Annotated in this window: 13 protein-coding genes; 10 read left to right on the plus strand and 3 right to left on the minus strand. The window is 64.1% G+C overall.

Translation table 11 applies throughout. The annotated features are described in order from the left end of the window. Positions 1-74: 74 nt before the first annotated feature. From AC07PQ_RS20655 to AC07PQ_RS20665, 3 genes are all read right to left on the minus strand, one after another. The gene (locus AC07PQ_RS20655; protein WP_493186369.1) at positions 75-419 is read right to left on the minus strand and encodes an N-acetylmuramidase domain-containing protein; all 345 of its coding nucleotides are present in this window, start codon (positions 417-419) and stop codon (positions 75-77) included. Between the two features lie 11 nt (positions 420-430). Then, the gene (locus tag AC07PQ_RS20660) at positions 431-1,105 is read right to left on the minus strand and encodes a hypothetical protein (RefSeq protein WP_037035394.1); all 675 of its coding nucleotides are present in this window, start codon (positions 1,103-1,105) and stop codon (positions 431-433) included. Positions 1,106-3,051: 1,946 nt separating this feature from the next. Then, a complete protein-coding gene (locus tag AC07PQ_RS20665) occupies positions 3,052-3,975 on the minus strand; it encodes a cupin domain-containing protein (protein ID WP_493186368.1) in 924 nt (307 codons plus the stop codon). A 104-nt stretch (positions 3,976-4,079) separates the two neighbouring features. Here AC07PQ_RS20665 and AC07PQ_RS20670 point away from each other — a divergent pair, with 104 nt between their 5' ends. The 10 genes from AC07PQ_RS20670 to AC07PQ_RS20715 all read left to right on the plus strand — a co-directional run bounded on the left by AC07PQ_RS20670 (position 4,080) and on the right by AC07PQ_RS20715 (position 14,834). Then, the gene (locus AC07PQ_RS20670) at positions 4,080-4,640 is read left to right on the plus strand and encodes a carboxymuconolactone decarboxylase family protein (protein WP_087090839.1); all 561 of its coding nucleotides are present in this window, start codon (positions 4,080-4,082) and stop codon (positions 4,638-4,640) included. A 62-nt stretch (positions 4,641-4,702) separates the two neighbouring features. Next, positions 4,703-5,773: an acyl-CoA dehydrogenase family protein gene (locus tag AC07PQ_RS20675; RefSeq protein WP_007929039.1), complete on the plus strand. Its 1,071-nt coding sequence runs from the start codon at positions 4,703-4,705 to the stop codon at positions 5,771-5,773. Next, positions 5,770-6,585 carry an ABC transporter ATP-binding protein gene (locus tag AC07PQ_RS20680; RefSeq protein WP_493186367.1) on the plus strand — a complete coding sequence of 272 codons (816 nt, stop codon included), beginning with the start codon at positions 5,770-5,772 and terminating at the stop codon, positions 6,583-6,585. Before AC07PQ_RS20675 ends, AC07PQ_RS20680 begins: the two co-directional genes overlap by 4 nt. Positions 6,586-6,765: 180 nt before the next feature. Continuing rightward, entirely contained in the window at positions 6,766-7,965 is a 1,200-nt protein-coding gene (locus AC07PQ_RS20685) for an ABC transporter substrate-binding protein (protein WP_493186366.1), read from the plus strand. Further along, positions 7,965-8,732, plus strand: coding sequence for an ABC transporter permease (locus AC07PQ_RS20690; protein WP_493186365.1), 768 nt, complete (start codon positions 7,965-7,967; stop codon positions 8,730-8,732). The genes AC07PQ_RS20685 and AC07PQ_RS20690 overlap by 1 nt, the downstream gene beginning before the upstream one ends. Positions 8,733-8,864: 132 nt before the next feature. After that, positions 8,865-9,755, plus strand: coding sequence for a universal stress protein (locus AC07PQ_RS20695; RefSeq protein ID WP_007929034.1), 891 nt, complete (start codon positions 8,865-8,867; stop codon positions 9,753-9,755). 23 nt (positions 9,756-9,778) lie between these two features. Beyond that, on the plus strand, positions 9,779-10,465 hold the full coding sequence (locus AC07PQ_RS20700) for a phosphoribosyltransferase (protein ID WP_493186364.1): 687 nt from the start codon (positions 9,779-9,781) through the stop codon (positions 10,463-10,465). Between the two features lie 157 nt (positions 10,466-10,622). After that, positions 10,623-11,522, plus strand: a complete 900-nt coding sequence (locus tag AC07PQ_RS20705; protein ID WP_493186363.1) for a polysaccharide deacetylase family protein — start codon at positions 10,623-10,625, stop codon at positions 11,520-11,522. A gap of 670 nt (positions 11,523-12,192) precedes the next feature. Next, positions 12,193-13,398: an acetyltransferase domain-containing protein gene (locus AC07PQ_RS20710; RefSeq protein ID WP_493186362.1), complete on the plus strand. Its 1,206-nt coding sequence runs from the start codon at positions 12,193-12,195 to the stop codon at positions 13,396-13,398. A gap of 80 nt (positions 13,399-13,478) precedes the next feature. Further along, the gene (locus tag AC07PQ_RS20715; protein WP_493186361.1) at positions 13,479-14,834 is read left to right on the plus strand and encodes an OprD family porin; all 1,356 of its coding nucleotides are present in this window, start codon (positions 13,479-13,481) and stop codon (positions 14,832-14,834) included. Positions 14,835-15,055 lie beyond the last annotated feature (221 nt).

The following is a 15,055-nucleotide window of genomic DNA, read 5'->3' on the forward strand; positions in this document are numbered from 1 at the left end:
ATCAGCTGTCACCGGCAGAGTTTGAAAAGCGTTACGCAATGAGCTTGCAAGGTGTCTAGAGAATCCGGGGCGATTCAGCCCATTAACTGGAACGTCCCCCAACTGGCGGACTTCAATGCAGCGTCGTGGTCCAGGGCCATAGCGGCATTAAGCCTGGCCCATTCTCCTTCCAGCGAACCGGCATACTTGGACTTGTCCCAGTGCGGATAACTCAGGTCGGGAGCAGTGGCATCGAAGCGCCCGCTCGTAAGTCGGTGAAAGATGTGCCCCTCGAAGAGCACCTTCGGTTCATTGGACGGCGGTGGAAGGAAGCCGGTGCCAGCCGACTCAACGCTGGCGACGGCCTGCAGGCATGCGACTTCCACGCCAAGATTTTGTGCCGATGCGGTCCATGCCTGATCCGAGATAATTAGACTCATGCTTGTTTCCTCTAAGGTAGTGGTGCAGGTGAACTTGTGTTGTTGCCGGTAGATTCCCTCGGCGCAGTGGCAACTGGCAGATGGATGGCGGTTGACGTCTGTGGGGTACCCGAGGGTATTGACAGCGTGTACTGGGCCGGCGGCAGGTACACGGTCTTGTCGGGCAGGTTGAACTGAAAGTGATGGAAGAGCGTGGCGCAGATCAGTCCTGCTCCAAGCACAACCAGAACGATGCCGGGAGAGGACGTGTTCAGCGCTACCTTCAATTGCGGTGTTTCTCCGCTGAGGGAGGTGGCTGGTTCTTGTAATCGACCCAGCACGAAGACCGCACCGACCAGACACAGCACCATTCCGGTCAAGAAGCCGTGGTTCAGCAACGAGGCCTGACGCAGAATCACCGCGTTGGTGGCCTGCTCTCTTGCTCGAAGCGTTTCACGCTCGAGAGTCACCAGGGCGTTCCATCGCATCAGCTCGGCCTTGGCTGTGCTTTCTAAGTTGTCAAAGGACGCTGATGCTTCCTCGACTTCAGGGGCAGTTTGCAGCTCGACGCGCATCAGGTGTATCTGGATAAAGCTACTCAGAAAGAACAGAAGCCCCATCACAGCAATGGCTCGAGTCATAAAGGGGAGGACCATCAATTGCCATTGGTCGTTGGTCGCCGGCAGTGTTTCGATGGGAGCGTTCATGGTCCGTGTTCTCTCCTCGCAATTGAGACGTTGCACTGCGAACCTCTCGGCGTGGTGTCATGCAGATAGCCAGCTGTAGCATCAGCTCCGTTGCTATCGACTTTCAGCCGCCTTTTCCCTTCACCTGAAGCCAGTGGATGACGGCATACCGCGGGGCGGTAATGAGCTCGCCAGAGGATTTGGTTCGACGATCAGGAGGCTAGTTCGAGCGTTTGGAACCTCGCTAGTACCAATGACGTTTCCACTGCTCTCGTATCCTGAACCGCAGACATCGACGTCGGCGCCAACACTGCAAAACAGTGCGCTGGGATGTTGACGGGGCGAACAAGTTGGGAAAGCCTTTGGCTCGGCGGGGGGACTTTCTTACCGTCCGACTTGCAGAGTCCCGCATTGTCGGTCGCTGAATCACCGCGGTACTCAAGGGGGGAGGGCGAGGCCCAGACGCTGACACCAGAACACAGCTACAGACACCGAGTCAGTTCAGCGGCGTTCAACAAGTGGTGCAACAGATTCAACGGGATTGAGTCGTCGCTGATTGCTCGGTTCAAGGAGCGGTAGAACGAGAACCAGCGATGGGTCGACTCGATGTGGCAGGGTGCAGGATTCAGTGCCCGGGCACTAGCTCAAGACTTCCGCCGCCTTGTGCAGTTCACCTGCGATGCCAAGATTGCGCACAGGACATCACTGGCCAACTGGATCGCCTGCTCACATAGCTTCAATGCCCATTCGAACGGGGCTTTCCACGCCTTGGCATAGGCATGCCAAGTAATCCCCAGGGTATGAGCGCGAGCCAAATCTGAACAAGGGCGACGACCACTGCCCAGGCACTTTTGACAGGGCCCGGAGCGTCCATGAGCAAGCTGATACCTGGCTCCCCGACATATCGAGCAAATCACCGCGGTACTCAACTCGACCAACACGCCACGAGTAAGGCGTTGATAGACGGGGCTGGGAGAGGGCCATCGTTGTTCTTTAGCCACTTCCATCGCGCTTCGATAGGAAGTAAGGCTACTTGCCGGGCTTTGCGAGCGATGCCTAAACGCGGTCAGCTCAAGCTCCGCTATGTCATGAGTCAGCTGGGTAGTTAGAGCCTGAATTGCACGTACCTTGCATTGGTCCAGAACTTGCCGCAACAGCATTCGCTCTATGTCTCGTTTGTTGTGGGATGCACTATCCGGCCACCAAACGTAGCAGAACAATTCTCGAGAGAATTCATCGTTGATCATCCTCAATGCAGCTGATACCTCTCGTGAGGATAACTCTGAATAGCCTCTCTGAATTACGCTCCATTCCGAACTGTTTTGACCCATGCAGCACAGTAAAGTACGACCGTCCATAGTCCTCTCCATAGAAGTCACAGCGACTCGGATGTCGTCCTGCCGGGCGCACTCACCATCGCGTTCGATAGGTCCCTTCTCGAGCGCTAGACGAAGTCGGTTACCCCGTAGGCAACCCGCTCAGGGACGTGTATGGAGATCGTGCTGAGAGCAATGAATGTGAATCCCAAAAGAGTGATTTCAGGCCTCTCGCCTGGTGAACTCCCCGGAGGAACTGGTCCGACGGTGAGGACGCTAGTTAGAGGTTTTGGAACCTTGCCAGTACCAATGTGTTGGATGTGGACGTCGCAATCTGTGCGAGTCCAGTAAGCGCAAAGTTGTTGCTGATATTGACCGTGACCAGTTGTATGCGATGACCACGCAGGCAGAAAAAGATGGGGGTAAGAAGCTCTTCCGATAATCGCCGGCCTCGGTAATTGCAAGAGCTAGGGTGGTATGTCCCGGGCTGAGTGGAGACTGACTCACAGTGGATAATGTCCACCGCAAAGAGCGTTCATGACCCAGACCAGAAGACGTTTCCCGAATCCTTCAACCGCGAGGCGGTAGATCAGGTACTCGCCGGCACACCACTTCGTCTACCCAGGCCCTGAGCCAGCGAAGCGCTAGCCCTCACCGCCCTTCGTGCTGGCGCCGGTAAGCCCCCGGCTGCACGCCCACCGTCTTGGCGAAGGCCCGGGTGAAGGCCGCGACCGATTGATAGCCCACCGCCGCGCCGACCTGCTCCACGGTGTGGTTGGCCTTGAGCAACTGGCAGGCATGGCGCATGCGCAGCGCCAGCAGGACCTGGCCCGGGGATTGCCCGGCCAGTTCGTTGAAGCGCTTGAAGAACGCCGAGCGCGACAACCCGGTGCAGGCCGCCATGCTTTCCAGGGGCCAGGGTTGTTCCGGGCGCTCGATCAGCTGTTCCAGCAGCGCCGCGAACGCCGGGTGCCGGGCCAGTGCCACTAGCCCGCCCAGGCCCTGGTTGTCGGCCACCTGCTGGCGCAAGACATAGAGGAACAGCAGGTGGCTCAGGCGCTCCAGCAGCGTCGAGGAGGGCGCGGGCGTGCGCTGGCACTCGTCCAGGATCAGCTCGAACAGGGCCCGGGCGGCGCTCAGGGACGGATCGCCGGCGCGCAGGACGATCCAGTCCGGCAGGCCGTCGATGATCAGCGACGACAACCCGGACTTGAAATGAAAGAAGCCGCAGACCAGGCCCACGCCATCCTCGGCCTGATCTTGTGCGTGAGCGTCGAGCGCCTGCATGGCCCTGCGTGGCAGTTCAAGAGCGGCGCCATGCGCTTGGGCGCTGGACAGGCGATAGTCCAGGTCGCGCAGCAGGAACAGCGCATCCCCGGCATTCAGGCGCTGGGCCGGCTCATGGCCCTCGATATGCAGCCAGCAATGGCCCTGCACGATCAGGTGGAAGCTGGCCCGGGCCAGGCCGTGGGTGCTGGCGTGCCAGCCGCCGCAGTAGCGGCCGACATGGAACAGGCTGGCATCGAGTTCGAGGCTTTCTAATAACCAATCAACCAGTGGGCTGGACGAAATCATCTAAGGGAAACACTCAGGAGCAAGTAATCGCTACTTTAGAATATGGATCGAAATTCTTATAACCAACAGACTGGCCGGACACCTCTACAACAGGAGTTCACCCCATGTCGCGCATCACTCTGCACAGCCTGCAAAGCGCCCCCGAAGCGGCTCGGCCGTTTCTACAGAACGCCCAGAACAACTCGGGGTTCATCCCCAATCTGCTGGGCATCCTGGCCAATGCCCCGGCGGCGCTGGAGACCTACGTTACGGTATCGGCGCTCAATGGCAAGGCCGAGCTGAGCCTGGCCGAACGGGAGGTGGTGCAACTGGTGGCCGCCACCACCCACGGTTGCGATTTCTGTGTGGCCGGGCACACTGCGGTGGCGCAGAACAAGGCCAAGCTGCCGGACGAAGTGATCAGCGCGTTGCGTGAGCAAAGCCCGGTGCCGGAGGAAAAACTGCAGGCATTGGCTGCCTTCGCCGCCGAGGTGATCGCCACCCGCGGCAACGTCAGCGAGCCGACGTTCGCGGCGTTCAAGGCCGCCGGCTACAGCGAGGGCAATGCCCTGGAAGTGATACTCGGGGTGAGCCTGGCGACCCTGTGCAATTTCGCCAACGTGTTCGCCCGCACGCCGCTGAACCCGGAACTGGCCAAGTACCGCTGGCAAGCGCCGCAGCAATGATGCAGCGGCTGGATTCAAGGCACGGCCGTTTGGTCGGTGCCGCGTAAAAAGGAGAAAACCACATGCTCAACCCCGCATTCAGTCAATGGCTGGACGCCGAGGCCCAGGCCCTGGATCTGGGCCACTGCGACCCACAGCAGGTGCTGGCGCGACTGGCCGAGGCGCAGGTGCTGCGCATCGGCATTCCGGCCGGGCAGGGCGGTAGCGACGGCGACCTGGGCGACGCCGTGGAGGCGGTGGCCGCGGTGGCCAGCCGTTCCCTGGCGGCGGCCTTTGTGTTCTGGGGCCAGCGGGCCTTTATCGAATACCTGCTGCACAGCCCCAACGCGGCCTTGCGCGAGCGTCTGTTGCCGGACCTGCTCAGCGGCGAACTGGCGGGGGCCACCGGGCTGTCGAACGCCATGAAGTTCCTCTCCGGCATCGAGGCCCTGCAAGTCCGCGCGCAGCCACGGGCGGGTGGTTGGAATCTGAACGGGCGCCTGCACTGGGTGACCAATCTGCGCAAAAGCGGTTTTGTGGTGGCCGCGGCCATCGAGCACGAGCAGGGCGGCGCGCCCTTTATCCTGGCAATCCCCGCGGGCCTGGCTGGCTTGCAACGTTCCGAGGATTTGCAACTGATGGGCTTGCAGTCGAGCAACACCGCGGCGCTGGAGTTGCAACAGGTCGAGGTCGGCCACGACTGGTTGCTGCACGAGGACGCCAAGGCCTTTCTGCCAGCGGTGCGCCCGGCATTTCTCGGCCTGCAATGCGGAATGGCCATTGGCCTGGCGCGGCGCGCGCTGGATGAAGTGCAGACGCACCTGCACAGCGGGCGTTCGATTCTTCGCGAGCCGTTGCAGGAGCAACGCCAGCAGTTGGAGGAGAGCGTCGCCGAGCTCAAGCGCGGCCTGTTGGAGGGGCGTTTCCTGACCCAGCCAGCGGCGCTGTTCCGGCTGCGCATCGCCCTGGCCGAAGCTGCCGCCAACGCCGTTCAGCTGGAGTTGCAGGCCAGTGGCGGCAAGGCCTACCTGAGCGAGCATGGCGGCGGTTTTGCCCGGCGCTGGCGCGAGTCGGCCTTCGTGCCGATCGTCACGCCGAGCCTGGTGCAGTTGCGCGCCGAGTTGCAGCGCCAGGCCCGGGACGCGGCGGCATGAGTGCGGCCTTGCTCGAAGCCCGGCAGATCAGCCTCGGCTACCCCGGTGAAGCAGGCTGGCAAGCGGTGCTGGAAGGCTTCGACTTGCGCTTGCAGCCGGGGGAGGTGGTGTCGATCCTCGGCCCCAGCGGCGTCGGCAAGTCCAGCCTGTTGCGGGTCCTGGCTGGCTTGCAGGCGCCCCACAGTGGTAGCGTCAGCCTGCTGGGCCAGGCGCTGGACGGGCCGCATCCACGGGTGGCCGTGGCGTTCCAGGACCCCAGCCTGCTGCCCTGGCTGAACCTGGAACACAACGTCGCCTTCGGCCTCGATTTCGCCCGCCAGCCGGCGCTGGACGCCCGGCAGCGCCAGGCGCGGGTCGACCAGGCAATCGTCGAGGTCGGCCTGCAGCATGCCCGCGGGCATTACCCGGCGCAGCTGTCCGGCGGCATGGCCCAGCGCACCGCGCTGGCCCGTTGCCTGGCGCGCCAGCCGCAGGTGCTGTTGCTCGACGAACCCTTCGGCGCGCTGGACGAAGTGACCCGTGCCGACATGCAGCAACTGCTGCTCAAGGTGATTGCCGAGCACCGCACCGCGGCGCTGCTGATCACCCACGACATCGACGAAGCCCTGCTGCTTTCCGAGCGGATCCTGCTACTGGGTAACAGCCCGGCGCGGACCCTCGGCGAGTGGCGCATCGACCTGTCTCAGCCGCGCGCCGAGCGGGTGGAAGAACTGGGCGCCCTGCGTATCGAGATTCTCAAAACCCTTCGGCGGGCGAGCCGCGCTGCACAACCCCAAGCCTTGCTGCCTCAACCTGCACCTCTGGCTCTGTAGGAGCGAAGCTTGCTCGCGATAAAAACGTCAGTGCGGCGCAGGGTCCCAGACACCCCGTCAGCGTTGAGGTCATTCGCGAGCAAGCTTCGCTACTACAGACGAGCCGGACGAGCCGGATGAGCCGCAAGAGGCGGTAAATGGCCGGGTTCAACCCCTTGCCCGAATGATCGGAGATACACCATGTGCCTGGATGACTTCACCCACAGCCGTCGCGACTTCCTCAAGTTCAGCGCCTTGCTCACCGCCGGCGGCGCCTTGCCGTTGCTCAATAGCCTGCAGGCCCGCGCCGCCGCGGAGCCGGACGCGCCGGTGCGCATCGGCTACCTGCCGATCACCGACGCCACGCCTTTGCTAGTGGCCCATAACAACGGTCTGTTCGAGGCCGAGGGCATCCGCTCCGAGCGCCCGGTGCTGCTGCGCAGTTGGGCGCAGGTGATCGAGGCCTTTATTTCCGGGCAGGTCAATGTGATCCACCTGCTGTCGCCGATGACCGTCTGGGCTCGCTATGGCAGTCAGGTGCCGGCCAAGGTGGTGGCCTGGAACCACGTCGGCGGCTCCGGCCTGACCGTGGCGCCGGGCATCACCGAGGTCCGGCAACTGGGCGGGCAGGCGCTGGCGATTCCGTTCTGGTACTCGATCCATAATGTGGTGGTGCAGCAACTGTTGCGCGACAACGGCCTGACCCCGGTGAGCCGGCCAGCCAACAGTCCGCTGGCGGCCAACGAGGTCAACCTGCTGGTGCTGCCGCCGTCGGACATGCCGCCGGCCCTGGCCAGCAAGCGCATCGCCGGCTACATAGTCGCCGAGCCTTTCAATGCCCTGGCCGAGGAGCTCAAGGTCGGCCGGGTGCAGCGCTTTACCGGGGATATCTGGCGCAACCACGCCTGCTGCGTGGTGTTCATGCACGAGCAGGATTTGAATAACCGCCCCGAATGGTCGCAGAAGGTGGTCAACGCCATCGTCAAGGCGCAGCTGTGGACCCGCGACCACCGCGCCGAGGCCGCCAGTCTGCTGTCCCGCGACGGCGCCAACCGCTACACCCCGCATGCGCCCCAGGTGCTGAGCCGGGTCCTGGCGCCGAGTGTCAGCGAACGCCAGCAGTACCTGGCCGACGGCGCGATCCAGCACGCGCAGTGGGACGAGCAGCGCATCGATTTCCAGCCGTACCCGTTCCCCAGCTACACCGAGGAACTGGTCAAGCGCCTCAAGGACACCCTGGTCGAAGGCGACAAGGGCTTCTTGGCCAGCCTCGACCCGCAGCACACCGCCCGGGACCTGGTGGACGACCGCTTCGTGCGCAACGCCATCGCGTCGGTTGGCGGGCTCAAGGCATTCGGCTTGCCCGACAGCTTCGAACGCAGCGAGGAGTTCAGCCTCTGATGGCCAAGCGATCCGCATCGAGCCTGCATGGGCTGCTGGGCGTGGCGGGGCTGTTGTGCCTGCTGCTGTTGTGGTGGTTGGGGGTGCGCCTGTTTGGCAGCGCCGACGGGCTCGCGGTGCGTTTTTCGCCGGCGGCGACCCTGGCCAGCCTGCTGGAACTGCTGGGCCGCGCCGAGCTGTACGAGCATGTGCTGGTCAGCCTCAAGCGCATCCTGGTCGGCCTGGCCCTGGCCTTGCTGGTCGGCGTGCCCCTGGGCCTGCTGATCGGCAGCTACCGCCATCTGGAGGCGGCCACCACCCCGGCGTTCCAGTTCCTGCGGATGATCTCGCCGCTGTCGTGGATGCCGGTGGTGGTGATGCTGATGGGGGTAGGGGACCAGCCGATCTACTTCCTGCTGGCCTTCGCCGCAGTCTGGCCGATCCTGCTCAACACCGCGGCCGGGGTGCGCCAGCTCGACCCGCGCTGGCTACAACTGAGCCGCAGCCTCAGCGCCACCCGCTGGGAAACCCTGCGCAAGGTGATCCTGCCCGGGGTGCTGGGCCATGTACTGACCGGCGTGCGCCTGGCCATCGGCATTCTGTGGATCGTCCTGGTGCCCTGCGAAATGCTTGGCGTCAGCGCCGGCCTGGGCTATTTCATCCTCGATACCCGCGACCGCCTGGCCTATTCGGAACTGATGGCCATGGTGCTGCTGATCGGCGCCCTGGGCTTTGCCCTGGACAGCCTGGCCCGTGGTCTGCACCGGCGCTGGACGCACTTGCCGTAACGCCGCGACGGGCGCATTGTCAGTGGGAAGTCTGAAGTCATGCTGGCGTTCGATCCGGCGTTGACGCACTGGCGTATAGAGAAGCGGGCGCCGGTGGCCGGCGTGGGCGTCCAGCCTATCTGGAGGTGCGCCATGAGCCAGTATCAACGTTTGTTGCTGGTCATCGACCCGGCAATGCGCCAGTCCCCCGCGATTCCGCGTGCCGCTGCCCTGGCCAAGGCCAGCGGGGCGAGCCTGCATATCGCGGCCTTGCTGAAACCGGCGTCGATTCTTTCCCTGTTCGAGCACAACGTGCGCAATGAGGCGCGCGAACGTTACCGCCTGGGGCACCAGGAATGGTTGCAGGAGGAGGTGCATCGCCTGCGTGGCCATGGTGTCACGGTCAACGGCGAGGTGACCTGGGCCGACGACCTGCTGGAGGAAATCCTGCAGCACGTCGCGGAAATCCAGCCCGACCTGCTGATCAAGGACGTGCAGCACGAACCGGCGCTCAAACGCGCCTTTCTCACGCCGATGGACTGGCATCTGCTGCGCCAGTGCCCGGTACCGCTGTATCTCATGGGCCGCCACGGCCATACGTTGCCGCAAATGGTGGTCGCGGCGGTCGATCCGTCGCGGCCGGAGTACCAGCACAACGGACTCAACGACCGGATCATCCACGAAGCCAACAGCCTGGCCCTGCAATGCGATGCCGAGCTGCACCTGCTGCACGCCTATGACGTGTCGTCGGTCTACCTGGGCGATGCCGGGGGCGGCGGCCTGGTGCTGGCGGACCTGACCCGGGAACTGCGGGTGACCCTGGAAAAAGCCTTCCTGGAACTGGCCGAGCGTTATGGCGTGCCCGAGGAACGCCGGCATTTCATCCTCGGACAACCGGTCACCGTGCTGGCCAACTTCGTCACCGAGAACCAGGCCGATGTGCTGGTCATGGGCCGCGTGCATCGCCAGGGCCTGGAGAAACTGGTGGGCAGCACCACCGAGCACGCGCTGTATCAGCTGCCCTGCAGCCTGCTGGCGCTATAGCCGGGCGCCTTGGGAGGTGAGACATGAGCGAATATCCGTCATTGCAGATGACCCTGCGCAACCGTCAGGCCGCCGGGCAAGGGCTGGTCGCGCCGTTGCAGAAATACAGCCGCCGGCCCGAGGTGATCGTGCTGGCGTTGCCCCGGGGCGGGGTGCCGGTGGCCTGGGAAATCGCCCGGGCCCTGGAGGTGCGGCTGGACCTGATGCTGGTGCGCAAGCTTGGCGTGCCCGGCCATGAAGAACTGGCGATGGGCGCCATCGCCGGCGGCGGTATCCGCATCCTCAATCAGGACGTCCTGAGCAGCCATCACCTCGGTGATGCCGCGCTGCAAGCGGTGACCGTACGGGAAACCCAGGAGTTGCAGCGCCGCGAGCGGGTCTACCGTGGCGCCCGGCCCGCGCCCGACCTGCGTGACCAGGTGGTGATCCTGGTGGACGACGGGCTGGCCACCGGCGCCTCGATGCACGCCGCGGTACAGGCGACGCGCCTGCAGCACCCGGCGCGGATCGTGGTGGCCGTGCCCCTGGCGCCGCAGGAAACCGTCGACACCCTGAGTTTCGAGGTCGACGAGCTGATCTGCCCGATCACGCCCCTGTGGTTCGTGTCGATCGGCAATGGTTACGCGGACTTTGCCCAGACCTCGGACGAGGAGGTGATCGACCTGTTGCAGCGCGCCTGGCAGCGCCCCTGCGAAGGCGGTTCGGCATGAAGGCCCGGGCTGCCTGAAGCCGGGCGCTCCGGAACCAAAACCGCCGTTGCCCCTCCAAGCTGTGCCCGGCGCTGCGTGCAGGCCGGGCGAGGGATCCATGGGCGAGGGATTTTTGCCATTGAGGTGACGACCGCAACGGTCCGGCACAGGGCAAAACATGAAACAAGGCTTCAAGCTTCTCTGCGCAGTGTTGCTCGCCGCTGGTCTGGGCGGTTGCATCGCTGCCCCCATCGAAATGACCGCGCAGACCGAGCAACGCCTGCGCGCCCAGGCGCCGATCCGCTTTCTGTTGACCTTCGACGACGGCCCCAGCGCTTCCAGTTTCTACAACCCGACCGAACGGGTGCTCGACGACCTGCTCGACAATCCACTGCAACCGGCGATCAAAGCGGTGTTCTTCGTCCAGACCCGGGCCTCGCGGGCCGGCGGCAGCGACATAGGGCGGCGGATCATGGCCCGCGAGCACGCCGAGGGCCATGTGCTGGGCTTTCATACCGCCACGCCGAGGCACACCAACCATCGCTCGCTCGACCCACCGGAACTGGAGGCGTCCCTGAACGACGGCAGCGCCGATATCGCGCTGATCACCGGGGTGCCGCCGAACCTGGTGCGCCCGCCATTCTGGAACTACGACAAGCGCACCTTCGCCGCCTATCAACGGCATGGCCTGCATGTGTTGCTCACCGACCTCAGCGCCAACGACGGCAAGGTCTGGGGCTTCAACGCCAGCCCACGGCGCCGGGCCAACATGCTGCGCCAGCTGTCGCAGGTGCGCGAACGCATTGCCCTGGGCCAGTTGCCGACGGTGGACGGAGTGATCCCGGTGGTGGTGACCTTCCACGACCTCAATCGCTACACCGCCCGCCACACCCGGGAATACCTGCAGATCCTGCTCGACAGCGCCCAGGCCACTGGCCTTGCGACCGCACCCAAGCCGTTCTACGACGATACCGCGGCGCTGCAACGGGCGGTCATGACCCGTACCGTCACCAACAGCGAACAGCCGGTGCGGTTGCCGGGGCTGTGGAACTGGCTGTGGGACAGGAATTCCCACTGAGCAGGCGTGACCGTTCGCGTTGGACACGACATGACCGTCGGTCCGCCAGTGCCTCGCCAGGATCGAATAAAACGCTGGTTTTACAGTCACATGGGTGGTTGCAGGCGCCGGCGCCGCCGGTTCGCACAGGGCCCGCTGCGTTGCCGGGCTGGAAAGGGCGCAATCTGCTCGTCGATCCCCAAAGACCGCATCCTCCCCGACGTAAATAGTCACGCCGCTCACTCGTTCCACTCTCAATATGAAATGTTATCTGATAACATTTCGTCGTCTGATCGTTCACTCCCGCGCGCGCCTCAAAAGGGCGCGCTTGCGTCTGGGCCGGCCATTTGCCAGACCCGGGCGATAACGGCCCACGAAGCTTCGACCGACAGCGGGTTGCGCGCGCAAGGCAAAGCCCTGTGCACGACAGCCCCCAGCAGACAACCCAAGCACCGCGCGGCAATGCCCGCCAGAGGCAGGCGCGCAGCCTTTCCCCGAGCAATTGCAACGCCATCAGAGCGTGGGGAGGCGATTCGTTGAATGAGAGTCCAAAGGAGCACACGACAATGCCAATGAGCATGGCAAACACCCCCACTGGGCCAGCCCCTGTACCCCGAAGAACCATCCCGAGCCCGCGTCCCGCCGCGACCGTCCTGCCCAGGTTTAACGACCTTCCACACAAGTGAGCGATATGACTCTTTCTACTGGATTGGCAGGGCAGGCGGGCGTTGCGTCCCCTGCGCTGGCGGGCAGCGTGGCCAAGGCCAATACGCGGATGCTGGCGATCGACGCCCTGCGTGGCTTCGTCATGCTGTGCATGCTGGTGGACCACGTGCGCGAGACCTTCCTCCTGCATCGCCAGGTCACCGACCCGATCGACGCCCTGAGCGTGACCCCGGACCTGTACTTCACCCGCATGCTCAGCGAGATCTGCGCGCCGGTGTTCATTTTCCTCACCGGCCTGTCGGCCTGGCTCTACAGCCAGAAACACAGCCTCGGGGAAACCTCGGTGTTCCTGCTCAAGCGCGGCCTGTTCCTGGTGTTCCTCGAACTGACCTTCGTGTGTTTTGCCTGGAACGCCGAGTTCCCGCCCAAGACCCTGTGGCTGCAGGTGATCTGGTGCATCGGCATCTGCATGATCGTGCTGGCCGGCCTGCTGCACTTCAAGCGCAGCTGGCTGATCGTGCTGGGGGTGGCCATCGTCGCCGGGCACAACCTGCTGGATGACGTGGTGGTGGGCCCCGAGTCGCCGTTCTTCGTGCCCTGGTCGATCCTGCACCAGCGGGTGTTCATCGACATCACCGAGTTCACCCGCGCCCGCACCACCTACCCGGTATTGCCGTGGATCGGTGTGATCCTGCTGGGCTGGGCCATCGGCCCGTGGTTCGGCAAGGACGTGCAGCCGGCGGCGCGCATTTCGCGGCTGCTCAAGGTCGGCGTCGGCCTGCTGGTGGCCTTCGTGTTCATCCGCTACCTGAACGTCTACGGCGAGAAACCCTGGGTGCAGACCGGCGATGCGCTGCGCACCTTCATGAGCTTCATGAGCGCCAAGAAGTACCCGCCGTCGCTGATGTTCCTGATGCCCACCCTGAGCCTGGGGCTGATCCTCCTGGCGTACTTCGAGAAGGTCCAGGAGCGCTGGTCGACCGCGCAACTGGCGATCTACGGCGGCGCGCCGATGTTCTTCTACCTGCTGCACCTGTACGTACTCAAGGCCATGTACCTGGTGGCCGTGGCCATTTGGGGCGCCAACCAGGGCACTTACTACGGCTTCGACAACCTGTCCGGCGTCTGGCTGTGGAGCCTGGTCCTCGGCGTGCTGCTGTTCTTCCCGACACGCTGGTTCGCCGGCCTCAAGCAACGTCGCCGCGATATCGCGATCCTCAAATACCTCTGAGTGGGATCCCGGTGGTGCGCCCGTATAGCGGCGCACTGCCTCTTATCGCCCGCCATTTATCGATTTTCGGGAGTTCCACAGTGAAGACCTTGACCCGACACACCCTATTGTTGGCATTTTTTGGGCATTGGGGAGGCCAGAGCCTGCTCGCGCTGGCCGCGGAGCAGGACAATGCCAAGGGCTTTATCGAAGACAGCCAGTGGAGCCTGTTCAACCGCAGCCTCTACGACCGTCGCGACTATCGTCACGGCTCCTTGAGCAACGGCGCGCGCAACGCCTACAAGCCCCGCGCCGAACGCAGCGACCTGGCCGAGGAGTGGGCCTATGGCCTGATGGCCGACTACAGCTCCGGTTTCACCCAGGGCACGCTCGGCTTCGGCCTGGACGCCCATGTGTATTCCGGCTGGAAACTCGACAGCGGCGGTGGCCGGGCCGGCAAGGCGCGGTTGCTGGGGGTGGACAACGACGGTCATCCCAAGGACGAGTTCAGCCGCGGCGGCGCGGTGGCCAAGCTGCGTTTTTCTTCCACCGAACTGCGCTACGGCGAGCAGCGGGTCAAGACCCCGGTGTTCGGTTCCTCCGACAGCCGCCTGCTGCCCGAGACCGCCACCGGCTGGTTCCTCACCAGCCGCGAGCTGAGCGACACCACCCTGTACGGCGGCCACTTCAACGAAAGCACCGACCGCAACGCCACCAGCCACGACCAGGGTTTCGTGGTCAATTACTCCAATGGCCAGCAGGGCGACAGCTTCGACCTGATCGGTGTGCGCAGTACTGCAATCAAGGGCCTCAACGCCAGCCTGTTCAGCGCCCTGTACGAAGACACCTGGCGCCAGCAGTACCTCGGCGCGCTCTACAACCTGCCGTTGAGCCCGGGCCAGGACCTGACGTTCGACTTCAACCTGTACCGCACCCAGGACACCGGCAAGGCCCTGTCCGGGCGCATCGACACCACCACCTGGAGCCTGATGTCGACCTACAAGAGCGGCGCCCACAGTTTTGGCCTGGGCTACCAGAAGGTCGACGGCGACACGCCTTACGACTACGTCACCCGCGGCGCGATCCTGCTGAGCAACGCCGTGGCCCTGTCGGACTTCAACGCCCCTGAGGAAGCCTCCTGGCAGGCCCGCTACGACCTCAACATGGCCGGCTACAGCGTGCCCGGCCTGACCTTCAGCGCCCTGTACGTGCGCGGCAGCGGCATCGACGGCAGCCATATGGACCCGCGCGGCGGCTACGCCTGGCTGGGCTACGGCGAAGGCGGCAAGCACTGGGAACGCGACCTGCAGGCCAAGTACGTGGTGCAGTCCGGGCCGGCGAAAAACTTCGCCGTCACCCTGCGCCACGCCGTGCATCGCGGCAATAAAGCCCAGGCGGAGCTGGATGCCGACCAGCTGCGGCTGGCGATCGAGTATCCATTGGGCGGCAGGTTCTAGGGCCCAGGCACGGCCCGTCAGCGCCCGGCCCCTCCTTGCGGAGGGGTTCTCATGGTCCGGACATTTATTGCCCGGGGCTTTATGGCCGGGCGCCGTTAATGCTGCTATGCCTTGGAGAGCCCTTCAGGCTTTACCGCAGCAGTTGTCATGACACGGACGTAGGGTGACACCGGTCCTCGCCTGGCCGATTGGCCGCGCGGGAACCTCACTTGACTGCCATG

It is taken from the genome of Pseudomonas sp. GW821-FHT09E12, assembly GCF_059416085.1.

Bases quoted from the DNA above. Each gene is read 5' to 3' on its own strand.
- AC07PQ_RS20655 (WP_493186369.1), bottom strand. From the start codon at position 419: ATGAGTCTAATTATCTCGGATCAGGCATGGACCGCATCGGCACAAAAT.
- AC07PQ_RS20705 (WP_493186363.1), top strand. From the start codon at position 10,623: ATGAAACAAGGCTTCAAGCTTCTCTGCGCAGTGTTGCTCGCCGCTGGT.
- AC07PQ_RS20675 (WP_007929039.1), top strand. From the start codon at position 4,703: ATGCTCAACCCCGCATTCAGTCAATGGCTGGACGCCGAGGCCCAGGCC.
- AC07PQ_RS20695 (WP_007929034.1), top strand. From the start codon at position 8,865: ATGAGCCAGTATCAACGTTTGTTGCTGGTCATCGACCCGGCAATGCGC.
- AC07PQ_RS20665 (WP_493186368.1), bottom strand. From the start codon at position 3,975: ATGATTTCGTCCAGCCCACTGGTTGATTGGTTATTAGAAAGCCTCGAA.
- AC07PQ_RS20670 (WP_087090839.1), top strand. From the start codon at position 4,080: ATGTCGCGCATCACTCTGCACAGCCTGCAAAGCGCCCCCGAAGCGGCT.
- AC07PQ_RS20690 (WP_493186365.1), top strand. From the start codon at position 7,965: ATGGCCAAGCGATCCGCATCGAGCCTGCATGGGCTGCTGGGCGTGGCG.
- AC07PQ_RS20660 (WP_037035394.1), bottom strand. From the start codon at position 1,105: ATGAACGCTCCCATCGAAACACTGCCGGCGACCAACGACCAATGGCAA.
- AC07PQ_RS20680 (WP_493186367.1), top strand. From the start codon at position 5,770: ATGAGTGCGGCCTTGCTCGAAGCCCGGCAGATCAGCCTCGGCTACCCC.
- AC07PQ_RS20710 (WP_493186362.1), top strand. From the start codon at position 12,193: ATGACTCTTTCTACTGGATTGGCAGGGCAGGCGGGCGTTGCGTCCCCT.
- AC07PQ_RS20700 (WP_493186364.1), top strand. From the start codon at position 9,779: ATGAGCGAATATCCGTCATTGCAGATGACCCTGCGCAACCGTCAGGCC.
- AC07PQ_RS20685 (WP_493186366.1), top strand. From the start codon at position 6,766: ATGTGCCTGGATGACTTCACCCACAGCCGTCGCGACTTCCTCAAGTTC.